The organism is Asanoa sp. NPDC049475 (genome assembly GCF_040676915.1).
Lineage (GTDB): Bacteria > Actinomycetota > Actinomycetes > Mycobacteriales > Micromonosporaceae > Asanoa.
This window is the reverse complement of sequence record NZ_JBFAPY010000005.1, coordinates 576,973-589,074: the sequence shown is the minus strand read 5'-3', so window position 1 is coordinate 589,074 and position 12,102 is coordinate 576,973. Positions and strand designations below refer to the sequence as shown.

Sequence of the window (12,102 nt, the reverse complement as noted above, 5' to 3'; positions counted from 1 at the left end):
ACAAGGGTAAGGAAGTGCATGACAGCAAGGACATTTCGGGAGCCACTCAGTCGCCAGCGCGTGCTGGACGCCGCCGTCCGTCTCGCCGACGACGAGGGGATCAAGGCGCTCACCATGCGGCGCCTGGCGGCCGAACTCGGGGTCGAGGCCATGTCGCTCTACTTCTACGTCTCCGGCAAGGAGGAACTGCTCGACGGCGTCGTCTCCACCGTGCTCGACGAGATCGCCCCGACAACCGGGCGGTCGGACTGGCGCGCACACCTGCGCCGGCAGTTTCTCGCCGCCCGTCAGGTCATGCTGCGCCACCCCTGGGCACCCGGGCTGCTGACCACCAGGCGCACCATCCCGGCCGGCGTCTACGCGTACTTCGACCGCATCGTCGGCACCCTGACCGGCGCCGGCTTCGATCATCACCTCGCGCACCGGGCCATCCACGCGTTCGGGAGCATGCCGTTCGGGTTCGCGCAGGAGGTGTTCAGCCCGGCGGCCGCCGGCGGCAGTCTCGAACCGGCCGATGCCGAGGCCGACCTGGCCGCGATGGCGCAGGCGCTGCCCAACCTGACCGCCATGGTCGCGCACGAGATGCACAGCGCCAAGGATCCGACGCTCGGGTGGTGCGACAGCCAGGTCGAGTTCCAGTTCACCCTCGACCTGCTGCTCGACGGGCTCGAGCGCTACCGCGCCGCCAGCACCTCCGACAAGGTCGCCGGCTGAAGGCCCCGTTCTCGCAGTCCCGCGAGGATGTGCGGCAGCGCGTCGTCCGTCATCGCCGCGTTGGCCTCCGTCACGTGCAGGATGATGACCGACCCCGGGCGTACGTTCGTCAGCACCGCCTTGACGATCGGCTGCCACCGCTTCGCGAACGGGTCGCCACTGACCACGTCCCCGTCCACGACCGTGACGCCCAGCGGCGCCAGCGCGTCCAGTGCCGCGCGGTCGTGGCACAGCCCCGGGAAGCGGAAGAACCGGGTCTGCCGTCCCCCGTACCGGCCGATGATGTCGAAGGTCTTGTCCACATCGGACGCCATCTTCGCCGGCGCGATCCGGGGCAGCCCGTAGCAGTCGTCCACGAAGGACTCGTGAGCATAGGTGTGGTTCGCGAGCTCGAAGCGCTCGTTGCGGGCGATCCGGCGGGTCACCTGCGGATAGCGCTCGACCCACATGCCGGTGAGGAAGAACGTCGCGGGTACGCGCTCGAGCTCCAGCCGGTCGAGAATGCGCAGGTTGGCGTAGGACTTCACCCGCCCCGACTCCAGCGACGCGCGCATCGACACGGTCAGGTCGGCGTCGAACGTCAAGGCGACAACATTGCCCGTACGCGGACCGTTGTTGATCACCGGTGGTCGCGAACCGGGCCGCGTGGCCCCCGGCACCGACGTGCGTTCTGGAGTGCGGGCACCGGGACTCGGAGGCGGCACAGGGCTCCTCGACGGCGTTGCATTCGACGAAGGTGTCACGTGCGACGTCGGCGCCTGAGACGCCGGCGACGTCCCGACGAACCGAGGTGGCGGCGAGGTCGACGGCCAGGCGGAGACGAGGAAGACAACGACCGCCACGACCGCGGCGACGGAGGCGAACGCGGCCCACGGGAGTTTCACGCCAAGATCAGACCAGGCTGTGGCCGCCTCTGCCGTCCCGGCCGAGCGAAAGGGGCAGATCGGTCAGGCCTGCGCCCGGTAGGCCGCCGGCGACAGACCCGTCACCCGCTTGAACGCCACGCTCAACGCGCTCTCCGACCCGTAGCCGACCTCCCGCGCGATGCTCGCGAGCGTCCCGTCACCACGCCGGAGCCGGTCCGCCGCGAGCTCGACCCGCCACCCGGTGAGATAGTCCAGCGGACCTTTGCCGACAAGAGCACGGAACCGGGCCGCGAGCGTCGATCTCGACACGGCCGCCGTGCCCGCGAGCGCCTCGACCGACCAGCGCTCCCCCGGCCTGGCGTGCATCGCCCGCAACGCCGGCCCGACCACGGGATCGGTCAGCCCGGCCAGCCACCCGGACGCGGGCGCGGCCTCGGTGGCCAGGTGGAACCGGAGCACCTGGATCAGCATCACCACGGCCAGGTGCTCGGCGACCAGCGTCGACCCGATCTGCGACCGTCGCACCTCGTGGTCGATCCGGTCGATCGCCCAGTGCACCGCATGCGCCTCGGTCGTCGCACCCGGGATGTGGATGACCGGTGGCAGGCCGTCGAGCAGCAGCGCCCGAGCCCGGCCGCGAAAGCTGAAGCGGCCGCCGATGAGGGCGACCTCGTCGGCGGTGCCGGCCCGGGCCACACCGTCGGTCGCGGCCAGGAAGACCGGCTCGGCGGGCTCGACCGGCACGTCGTCGTCACTGGCGAGCTCGAACGGCACCGGGCGCGTGAGCAGGAAGCAGTCGCCGGTGGCCAAGGGGATCGGCTCGGCCAGACCGTCGACCCGCAGTTGGCAACGGCCGCGGCGGACGGCGTTGAACTTGACGCCGTCCAGGGGGGTGAACCGCAGCGCCCAGCGTCCGCCGGCGGCCAGGCTGGTGGACAGGTGACCGGTCGCGGCGGTCAAGGTCAGGACATCTTCCAATGGATCCATAGCTGGACGCTCGCTAAAGAGGGCTGGAGTCTCGACTATTCATCGTCCGATGATCGCTTCGTACCGTAGCAGCCATGACTGAGTTCGACGCTCGTACCACCGCAGCCCGGATCCTCGCCGGAGTCGACCTGACGGGTCGCCGGATGATCGTCACCGGGGGTGCCTCCGGGATCGGCGTGGAGACCGTCCGGGCGCTCGCGGGAGCCGGTGCCGAGGTGACGGTGGCGACCCGCGAGCCCGCCGACGCCAAGCCGATCATCGACGAGCTCGCCGCCCGGGCCGGTGCCGGTCGCGTGCTGGCGAGCCGGCTCGACCTCGCCGACCTCGACTCCGTGGCGGCGTTCGCCGACGCTTGGACCGGGCCGCTCGACGCCCTCGTCGCCAACGCCGGGATCATGGCACTGCCGACCCGCCAGACCACGCCGGCCGGCTGGGAGCTCCAGCTCGCGACCAACTACCTGGGCCACTTCGCCCTGGCGTACCGCCTGCACGAAGCGCTCGCCGCCGCCGGCGCCGCGCGGGTCGTGACGGTGACCTCCGGTGCGCATCTGGGGTGGCCGATGGACTTCGACGACCCGCAGTTCGACCGGCGACCGTACGAGGGCTGGGCCGCCTACGGGCAGTCCAAGACGGCCGACGTGCTGCTCGCGGTCGGGATCTCGCGGCGCTGGGCGGCGGACGGCATCACCGCCAACGCCGTGGCGCCCGGATCCATCCACACCAGGCTCCAGCGGCACCTCGACCGCTCGACGATGATCAGGTTCGGCGCGATGACGGAGGCCGGCGAGCTGCTGGTCCCGGCGCACTTCAAGACGCCCGAGGAAGGCGCCTCGACCACGGTGCTGGTGGCCGCCTCGCCGACGGTCGAAGGAGTGACCGGGCGCTACTTCGAGGACAACAGGGAGTCGCCGGTCGTAGCCGGTGGCCCGGACGCGACCGCAGGCGTGGCCGCACATGCCCTCGACCCGGATGCCGCCGACCGCCTGTGGGAGCTGGCCCTGCCGAGCCTGGGATAAGCCAGAATCGCCCGATGACCACCGTTCATGTCGTCTACGCCCATCCGGGCCCGCGCAGCTTCACCCGCGAAGTCCTCGACGCCTTCCTGGGCGGGCTCGCGGAAGCCGGCCACACGTGGACCGTCTCCGACCTTTACGCGATGGCGTTCCGCCCCGAGCTGACCCTTTCCGAGTACGAACGGGAGACCGGCCGGGACACGACCGCGCCGGTGGGCGACGACGTGGCCGCCGAGCACGCGAAACTCGAGGAGGCCGAGGTCTGGGCCTTCGTGTACCCGGTGTGGTGGGCCGACTGCCCGGCGCTGCTGAAGGGCTGGTTCGATCGGGTGTGGACGGCCGGGCACGCGTACAAGCCGGTCCGCCTGCGCCCGGCGCGCAGGGCTCTGGTGCTCTGCACGGCCGGCTACACCGTCGCCGAGCTCGAGGCGTCCGGCTGCTACGAGGCGATGCGCACCACGATGCTCACCGACCGCCTCGGCGATCGGGCCAGGTCGAGCGAGTTCGTCGTCCTGGGCGGCACGACCGCGCGTGACGGCGAGGACCAGGAACGCTGGGCGGCCCTGCGCGCGGCACACCTGCGCCGGGCCGCCGACCTCGCCCGCTAGGTCAGCGCGGGGCCAGGAGGCAGAACTCGTTGCCTTCCGGGTCCGCGAAGACCTGCCACGAGATGCCGGCCAGCTCGATCTCGGTCGCACCGAGAGCGACCAGTCGGGCGGTCTCGGTCTTCGGATCGCCGTCCGCGTACGGGCGGACGTCGAGATGGACCCGATTCCACCCGTTCTTGACGTCGGGGGTACGCAGGAACTGCAGGTAGGGACCGACGCCGGTGGCGGAGCGCAGCACGGCGCCGTCGTCGGTCACCTTGAGCAGCGTCCAGTCCGTGGCCTCGCCCCAGAAACGGGCCATGGCTCGGGGATCCGCGCAGTCGACCACGACCGAGGCGATCGGTCCGATGTCCTGGATCAGCGGTCCGGGTGCCAGCACGCAGAACTCGTTGCCCTCGGGGTCGGTCATGGGAGTCCACGGGGCGTCGTCACCCTGGCCCACGTCGACGGGCGCCGCGCCGAGCGCCGACAACCGTTGGACCAGCTCGGCCTGATGGTCGGCCGACGTGGTCGCGAGGTCGACGTGCACCCGGTTCTTGGCCGTCTTCGGGTCCTGCGAGGTGACGAGGTCGATGGTGACGGCCGTGGGGTCGGGGTAGACGAAGCCCTCGGGCTCGACGTTGACGACGATGCCAGGCTCTTCGACGGTGACGGCCCAACCGAGCGCCCGCGCCCAGAATTCACCGAGCGCGTCCACGTCCCGAGCCTTCATGGTGATGTGCACCAACCGCGTAGCCATGCCGACGACGCTATCCCGACGGCAGTTTCGCGGATCAGGGTGGTGCCGCCCCTGTCCCGGAGGCCGGCCGCTGAAGCCCACGACGGACCTGGCAGCGGAGCGAAGCGGAGCGGTCTCTCGCGGGAGGAACGGTCCGGACCACCGCGAACCCGAGTCATGGACTTCGTCTTGACCCTGACCTGCTAACCCCGCAGGTCGCGGAACACCGCCTCCTGGCAGTAGCGGGCCACGACCGAGCGGTACGGGCGGAACGGGTCGCCCAGCGGCAGCAGCTGCTTCTCCGTCGGGCGCGGCTCGATCTGCCAGGTGCGCGCGTAGCCCTCGCGCACGTCCAGGTCACCGGCCGGCCAGACGTCGAGGCGGCGCAGGCAGTGCATGAGGTACATCTCGGCGCTCCAGCGGCCGATTCCACGTACCGTCGTCAACCGCTCGATGATCTCTTCGTCGCTCTGCCTCGTCGACGGGCTGACGTCGACCGTGCCGTCGAGCACCTTCGCGGACAGGTCGCGCAGCGAGAGCATCTTGTTGCGGGACAGGCCGGCCTCGCGCATCACCTCGTCCGAGGCCGCGGCGAGCCCTTCGGGGGTGAACAGCCCGCCGACCGCGGTGGCCAGGCGGGCGATGATGGCCTGGGCCGCCGCCGCCGAGATCTGCTGCGAGCAGATCGAACGGACCAGCATGCCGAACGGGCCGTCCGGAAACCGCGGCAGGTAGCGGATCGGGCCGACCTGCGCCACCAGCTCGGCCAGTGCCCGGTCCCTGGCCGCCACCTCCTCGATCGCGGCGGCCAGGGCGATGCGCGCCAAGGGTCACCCCCCGCCGACGGCGGTCGCGGCGGCCACGATGGCTTCGACCGCGACCTCGGGATGCGAGACCATCGAGACGTGCGAGGCGTCGACCTCGGTGACGGTCGAGCCCGCTCGCTCGGCCATCCGGCGCTGCGCGACCGGCGGGATGATCCTGTCCTGCGTTCCCACCACCGCCCAGCTCGGCAGGGTCTTCCACGCCGGCGGGCCGGACGGGAGCTGGTTTGCGCTCAGCGTCAGCGGGCGCTGGCCGGCGGCGATCAGAGCGCGGTCCGCCTCCGGCAGGTCCTGCGCGAAGGAGCTGTGCACGGCGTCAGGCTTCAGGAACGCGTCGGCGTCGCCCTGTGGGCCGCCCGGGTAGCCGGCCACGTCGAACACCGCCGACGGGTCGGGCACGTCGAGGGCCGAACCGGCATTGGCCAGCATCCCGAAGGTGGTGTCACCCTCGTCGGGGATGAACGCGTCCACATAGACCAACGCGCGCACCTCCCCGCCTCCGAGGGCGGCGTTGGTGGTGACGAGGCCGCCGTACGAGTGTCCAACCAGGACCACCGGCCCGCTGGTGCGCTGGGCGTTGAAGGAAGCGATGTACGGGGCGTCGATGGTCACGCCGCGCAGCGGGTTCGGTGGGGCGTAGACCGTGAATCCCCTTCCCAGCAACGCGGACGTGACGCCGTTCCAGCTGGCCGCGTCGGCCCAGGCGCCGTGCACCAGGACGATCGTGGGCAAAGCCATGGTGGTCCCCCCTTGTCAGATCGGCCCGATTCGCGCCAGGCCAATCCACGCCTAACCGCCAACCGCGAAACCAAACCCCGCGCGGCCAGAGAGGGACGGTTGGGTCAGACGATGTCTCGCCTGGCGGGTTCAGGTTCACCACCTTCGTGAGTGGCGGCTAGCGTCGCCAGGTGAACGCCAGCGTTAAGCAAATGGCTTGTGTACATGGTTCACAGCCGCTAGATTGTTCACGTTGCGACGTTCTGCCACGGAGGGGTCCAATGCCGCGTCGGGGGCACAGCACGACCATCGGGAAGATCGCCAAGTTCTATCAGGACCGTCGGGTGTCCGAGATCCGCCTCTTCGGCGAGCAGCTGCGCCGCGAGCAGCAGGCAGCCGCTGTCCAGGCTTCGGCCACCGAGCGGGAGGGCTCCGCGGCCCGCTGACGTTTCCCCAGTTCCGACTACCCGAGGAGGACCATGAACACCGTTGTTCGTACCCACGCCGTCACCGCCCTTCCCACCGGTCGAGTACCTGCGTAGCGGTTCGGAGAAGTTCGGCTCGAAGACCACGATCGCGAACTGGGCGTACGCCGGCGTGCGGCTCGATCCGCTCGTCGGCGCGGCGATCGCGGACGCGTACCTGGCCGCGCCGAGGCTCGAGGAGCGCGCCTATCCCGCGTACCGCGCGTTCTGTCGCGAGACCCTGAAGCAGTACGACTTCCTGATCGGCCGCACCGCGTTCGGCGGCCTGGGAGTGGCCGTGCGCGTGGTCGACGAGGACCCGTACCCGGACGCGGAGTCCATGGTGGACGATCTGCGGGTCCGCCGGCTGAAGGTCTGGGCCAGCGCGGCGGGCGGAAACGCCCACCCGTACCTCAGCGACGGGCAGAACGACATGTTCCGCGCGGTCCACGACGCGTTCGGGCACGCGGCAAGCGGGCGCGGCTTCGACCGGCACGGCGAGGAGGCGGCTTGGGTGAAGCACAGCACGATGTACTCGGCGCTCGCCCGGCGCGCGCTGACCACCGAGACCCGCGGGCAGAACTGCGCCCGCATCTTCCGCTGCGGCGGCGACACGTTCCCCGAGCAGAAGGCCGCCTTACTCCCCCGCCGATTCAGCCACCCACCCACCGCGCCGTCCGTCGGATCAGGCTCGCCCAGGTCCCGCTGATCGGGGCGCGCCCACCGCCGGAAAGATCAACACAGACCTCCAAGAAACCGCACAGGAACGACATATAACGTGTCTCACGTTCGGCGATCGGTGTGGTTGCCGGCGGGATGGAATGGGCTCGGGACAGTGCGGCGCAGGACGAAGCGGATTCTGGTCGGGGTGTTGGCGGCCGTGGTGCTGCTCGGCATCGGTGGCGTTGTCGCCGGCTGGGCCTACGGACGGTCACTCGACAACCACCTTGCGCGCACCGACGCGTTCAAGGACGTGCCCGAGGAGAGCCGCCCGACCCAAGCCGTCAAGGGTGCCCTCAACGTGCTCCTGCTGGGCAGCGACTCCCGCGACCCGGACAAAACGGCCGACTCCCGTACCGACACGATCATGCTCATGCACGTCGACGCCGATCACAAGAAGGCCGAGGTCATCTCGATCCCGCGCGACACCTGGGTGTTCGTGCCGACCTCGCCGGACGGCAACAACGGCAACACCATGGCGAAGATCAACGCGGCGTACGCGTGGGGCGGCACGCCGTTGGTCGTCCAGACCGTCGAAGGCTTCACCGGCGTGCACATCGACCACGTGGCGCTGATCGACTTCGGGGGCTTCGCCCAGGTGGTGGACGCGCTCGGTGGCGTCGACCTGAAGATCGAGAAGACGATCAAGTCGATCCACGCGCCCTACCGGACCTTCGAGAAGGGCACGCAGCACCTCGACGGGGCCGAGGCGCTGGACTACGTGCGGCAGCGCTACCAGTTCGCCGACGGTGACTTCAGCCGCGAGCGCCACCAGCGGGAGTTCCTGCAGGCCCTGCTGGACAAGGCCGCCAGCGCCGGCACGCTCGCGAATCCCGTCAAGCTCAACGGGTTCCTCCAGGCCGCGACCAAGTCCCTCACCGTGGACCAGGACTTCGACCTCGTCGACACGGCCGTCGAGCTTCGCGGGCTGCGCAGCGCCGACCTGACGTTCATGGGCAGCCCGAACGCAGGCACTGCCATGCGCGACGGCCAGAGCGTCGTCCTGTCGGACAAGACCAAAGCCAAGGCCCTCTACCAGGCTGTGGCCGACGACACCGTGCAGAGCTACCTCGCCAAGAGCATGTAAAGCTATGACGCATGAGCTACGCCGCCGCTGTCGACCGTTACGACTCGATGAGCTACCGCCGCACCGGACGCAGTGGGCTCAAGCTGCCCGCCATCTCGCTCGGGCTGTGGCAGAACTTCGGCGGCGAGCGGCCGTTGGAGACCCAGCGGGCCATCGCCCGCCGGGCCTTCGACCGCGGCGTCACGCACTTCGACCTGGCCAACAACTACGGTCCGCCGTACGGCTCCGCCGAGGAAGCGTTCGGCGTCCTGATGGAGCAGGACCTGCGGCCGTACCGCGACGAGCTCGTCATCTCCACGAAGGCGGGCTACGACATGTGGCCCGGCCCGTACGGCAACTGGGGCTCACGTAAATACCTCTTGGCCAGCCTCGACCAGAGCCTCGCGCGGATGGGCCTCGACTACGTCGACATCTTCTACTCGCACCGCTTCGACCCGGAGACCCCGATCGAGGAGACCCTCGGCGCCCTCGACTCGGCGGTCCGGCAGGGCAAGGCACTCTACGTCGGCATCTCCTCCTACTCGCCGGCGATGACCTTGGAGGCCGTCCAGATCCTGCGCGACCTGGGCACGCCGTTGCTGATCCACCAGCCCTCGTACTCGATGCTCAACCGCTGGATCGAAGACGGGCTGCTCGACGTGCTCGGCCAGGAAGGGGTCGGCTGCATCGGCTTCTCGCCGCTGGCGCAGGGCATGCTGACCGACCGCTACCTCAACGGCGTGCCCGCCGACTCGCGTGCGGCCCGGCAGGGCTCGTTCGACCCCGCGTGGCTGACCGACGAGAACCTCGGCAAGATCCGAGCGCTGCGCGACATCGCCGCCGGGCGTGGCCAGTCGCTGGCCCAGATGGCGCTCGCCTGGACCCTGCGCGACCCGCGCATGACCTCGACCCTCATCGGCGCCAGCAGTGTCGCGCAACTCGACGACAGCCTGGCCGCGCTGGACAACCTCAGCTTCACGCCGGAAGAGCTCGCCGAGATCGACCGTCACGCCACGGAGTCGGACCTCAACATCTGGGCGGGGTCCTCGGAAGCGGGCTGACGCATCAGTTTGAGGCAGAGCGAGGTGGTCCAGGCCACCCCGATGAGCTGGCCGACGAGCAGGCCCCTACTCGGTCGAGCGAGGACCATCCCCGCGTGCGCGGGGAGCACCGGCTGAGGCCCAGTTCGTGGCCGGCTACGTCGGGACCATCCCCGCGTGCCCCATCCCGCCGGCAACCACGCCGATCACCGAACGTGGGACACGTTATATGTCGTTCCTGTGGGGTTTCTTGGAGGTCTGTGTTGATCTTTCCGGCGGGGTCGAGCACCGGACGTTCGCGTACGACGATGTCCCGGTGAGTGACGTCCCCGATCTTGGTCCCCCGCCGCAGCGCATCGCCGTCGACGCCGAACAGGTGCGCCGGCTCGTCGCCGACCAGTTCCCGCAGTGGGCGGACCTCCCGGTCGAGCCGGTGGCCAACGGCGGTTGGGACAACCGGACCTTCCACCTCGGCGCGGAGCGGCTGGTCCGGCTGCCCAGCGCGGCCGAGTACGCCCAGGCGGTCGAGAAGGAGCACCGGTGGCTTCCCGTCCTCGCGGCCCGGGTGCCGTTGCCCATCCCGGTGCCGCTGGCCCAGGGCAAGCCGGCTGCGGACTACCCCTTCCCGTGGTCGATCTACGGCTGGCTCGACGGCGAGCGGGCGAGCTTCGATCGCGTCGCCGAGCCGGTGCGGTTCGCGCTCGACGTGGCCGGGTTCCTGGCGGCCCTGCGGAGCGTCGACCCGACCGACGGCCCGCGGCCCGGCATCCACAACTGGTTCCGCGGCGGGACCCTGCGCACCTACGAAGGCCTACTCGAGAACGCGCTCGCGCGGCTGGACGTCGACGCCGACCTGGTCCGTGAGATCTGGGCGACCGCGCTCGCCGCTGCCTGGGACGGCGTGGACCGGTGGTTCCACGGCGACATCGCCGAAGGCAACCTGCTGCTCGCCGACGGGCAACTGGCGGCCGTCATCGACTTCGGCACCTGCGGCGTCGGCGACCCGGCCTGCGACCTGGCCATCGCCTGGACGCTGCTGACCGCCGACGGCCGGCAGGCGTTCCGCGACCGGCTGTCGGTCGACGACGCGACCTGGGCGCGCGGCCGCGGGTGGGCGCTGTGGAAGACGCTGTCGACGTGCGCCAACACCGCCGAGGATCCTGAGGACGCGGACGAGCACGCCAACGCGCGGCGGATCCTCGGCGAGATCTTCACCGAGTACGCGGCCTAGCGGCGCGGCGGGGCCGTCGAGTCGCGCACCACGAGGGTGTGGCCGGTCGAGCGGCGCCGAGCCCGGGCCGACGGCGGTTTCAGGGCCAGCTCCAGCGCCATCCGGCCCATGTCGGTCATCGGCAGCCGGACGGTCGTCAGTGCCGGCGCCAGGTCCGCCGCCACCGAGACGTCGTCGAAGCCCACCACCGACATCTTCCTCGGCACCGAGATCTTCAGTCCACGTAGCACCGACAGCACTCCCATCGCCATCGCGTCGTTCAACGCGATGATCCCTGTCGTGTCCGGATGGTCGCGCAGGATCTCCTCCGCGGCCCGGCAGCCGCCCTCGCGGGTGAAGTCCGTGTGCACCACCGGCAGTGACGACGCGTCGAGACCCAGCGACCGCAACGCGCGCAACACCCCTGCCATCCGGTCCGTGACCGTCGTCAGGCCGCCCGTGCCCGCCGCCACCGCGAGCCGGCGGTGGCCCAGCGACAGCAGGTGCGCCCCGAGCGCGTACCCGCCGGCCTCGTTGTCCGGCAGCACCGCGTCGACGCCCAGCGCGTGCCGGCCGATCACCGCGACCCGCCCGCCCAGGCTCTGGAACGCGGTGAGCTCCGCCCTCGTCGCGGCCTCCGTCCGCGGGTCGTCGTAGCCGGACCCCGCGATGATGATGACCCCGACCCGCTGCGCGATCAGGTGCCGGATCTGCCGCAGCTCGTAGTGCGGGTCCCGGCCCGAATGGCAGATCTGCACCATCAGGCCCTGCTCACCCGCGACCTGGATGACCCCGCCCGCGATCTCGGAGAAATAGGGGTCGTCGACCTGGTGCACGACGAGCCCCACGGACGAGCTCGCACCCCCGGCCAGCGTGCGCGCGTAGGGATTGACCACATAGCCCAACGAGGCCGCGACCTGGCGCACCCGCGCCGCGACCTCCTCGCTCACCCCGTCGCGACCCGTCAACGACCGTGAGGCGGTCGCCAGCGAGACGCCCGCGGCCTCGGCGACATCCACGAGGCGCAACCGTGAACCAGGCTTGGGCATCTGCGACTCCCGCGCGGCACATCGATCTACCGAAATCTTTCTATTGCCAGTCCCGCATGCCACAGCCTAGGCTACGAAAGCGCTTTCGCAAGCGCTTCCGTCACCC

At 70.5% G+C, this 12,102-nt stretch carries 14 protein-coding genes; 8 read left to right on the top strand and 6 right to left on the bottom strand.

The annotated features are described in order from the left end of the window. Positions 1–18: 18 nt before the first annotated feature. Complete coding sequence (locus AB0J88_RS22735; RefSeq protein ID WP_364361860.1) at positions 19–714, top strand: TetR/AcrR family transcriptional regulator C-terminal domain-containing protein; 696 nt, start codon at positions 19–21, stop codon at positions 712–714. Here AB0J88_RS22735 and AB0J88_RS22730 read toward each other — a convergent pair. Together AB0J88_RS22730 and AB0J88_RS22725 are read right to left on the bottom strand one after the other, a co-directional pair. Next, a complete protein-coding gene (locus tag AB0J88_RS22730) occupies positions 675–1,298 on the bottom strand; it encodes a polysaccharide deacetylase family protein (RefSeq protein ID WP_364361858.1) in 624 nt (207 codons plus the stop codon). The two genes, AB0J88_RS22735 and AB0J88_RS22730, sit on opposite strands and share 40 nt — an antisense overlap. A 363-nt stretch (positions 1,299–1,661) precedes the next feature. After that, positions 1,662–2,567, bottom strand: coding sequence for an AraC family transcriptional regulator (locus AB0J88_RS22725; protein WP_364361856.1), 906 nt, complete (start codon positions 2,565–2,567; stop codon positions 1,662–1,664). 74 nt (positions 2,568–2,641) lie between these two features. Between AB0J88_RS22725 and AB0J88_RS22720 the strand changes: the two genes are divergently transcribed. Both AB0J88_RS22720 and AB0J88_RS22715 read left to right on the top strand, forming a co-directional pair. After that, the gene (locus AB0J88_RS22720) at positions 2,642–3,583 is read left to right on the top strand and encodes an SDR family NAD(P)-dependent oxidoreductase (protein ID WP_364361854.1); all 942 of its coding nucleotides are present in this window, start codon (positions 2,642–2,644) and stop codon (positions 3,581–3,583) included. Positions 3,584–3,597: 14 nt separating this feature from the next. After that, positions 3,598–4,188 carry an NAD(P)H-dependent oxidoreductase gene (locus tag AB0J88_RS22715; RefSeq protein ID WP_364361852.1) on the top strand — a complete coding sequence of 197 codons (591 nt, stop codon included), beginning with the start codon at positions 3,598–3,600 and terminating at the stop codon, positions 4,186–4,188. Position 4,189: 1 nt separating this feature from the next. Here AB0J88_RS22715 and AB0J88_RS22710 read toward each other — a convergent pair whose 3' ends face one another. From AB0J88_RS22710 to AB0J88_RS22700, 3 genes are all read right to left on the bottom strand, one after another. Continuing rightward, positions 4,190–4,927: a VOC family protein gene (locus AB0J88_RS22710; protein WP_364361850.1), complete on the bottom strand. Its 738-nt coding sequence runs from the start codon at positions 4,925–4,927 to the stop codon at positions 4,190–4,192. Between the two features lie 182 nt (positions 4,928–5,109). Next, positions 5,110–5,733: a hypothetical protein gene (locus AB0J88_RS22705; protein ID WP_364361848.1), complete on the bottom strand. Its 624-nt coding sequence runs from the start codon at positions 5,731–5,733 to the stop codon at positions 5,110–5,112. A gap of 3 nt (positions 5,734–5,736) precedes the next feature. Further along, positions 5,737–6,468 carry an alpha/beta hydrolase gene (locus AB0J88_RS22700; RefSeq protein WP_364361846.1) on the bottom strand — a complete coding sequence of 244 codons (732 nt, stop codon included), beginning with the start codon at positions 6,466–6,468 and terminating at the stop codon, positions 5,737–5,739. Between the two features lie 260 nt (positions 6,469–6,728). Here AB0J88_RS22700 and AB0J88_RS22695 point away from each other — a divergent pair, with 260 nt between their 5' ends. From AB0J88_RS22695 to AB0J88_RS22675, 5 genes are all read left to right on the top strand, one after another. Next, a complete protein-coding gene (locus tag AB0J88_RS22695; RefSeq protein ID WP_364361844.1) occupies positions 6,729–6,893 on the top strand; it encodes a hypothetical protein in 165 nt (54 codons plus the stop codon). 43 nt (positions 6,894–6,936) lie between these two features. Further along, positions 6,937–7,620: a hypothetical protein gene (locus tag AB0J88_RS22690; protein WP_364361842.1), complete on the top strand. Its 684-nt coding sequence runs from the start codon at positions 6,937–6,939 to the stop codon at positions 7,618–7,620. Between the two features lie 126 nt (positions 7,621–7,746). Then, on the top strand, positions 7,747–8,718 hold the full coding sequence (locus AB0J88_RS22685) for an LCP family protein (protein WP_364361840.1): 972 nt from the start codon (positions 7,747–7,749) through the stop codon (positions 8,716–8,718). Positions 8,719–8,729: 11 nt separating this feature from the next. Beyond that, complete coding sequence (gene mgrA, locus AB0J88_RS22680; RefSeq protein ID WP_364361838.1) at positions 8,730–9,758, top strand: L-glyceraldehyde 3-phosphate reductase; 1,029 nt, start codon at positions 8,730–8,732, stop codon at positions 9,756–9,758. Positions 9,759–10,053: 295 nt separating this feature from the next. Beyond that, positions 10,054–10,968, top strand: a complete 915-nt coding sequence (locus AB0J88_RS22675; protein WP_364361836.1) for an aminoglycoside phosphotransferase family protein — start codon at positions 10,054–10,056, stop codon at positions 10,966–10,968. On the opposite strand, the gene AB0J88_RS22670 is transcribed toward AB0J88_RS22675, so the two are convergent. Further along, positions 10,965–11,966, bottom strand: coding sequence for a LacI family DNA-binding transcriptional regulator (locus AB0J88_RS22670; protein ID WP_364361834.1), 1,002 nt, complete (start codon positions 11,964–11,966; stop codon positions 10,965–10,967). The two genes, AB0J88_RS22675 and AB0J88_RS22670, sit on opposite strands and share 4 nt — an antisense overlap. Between the last annotated feature and the right edge of the window lie 136 nt (positions 11,967–12,102).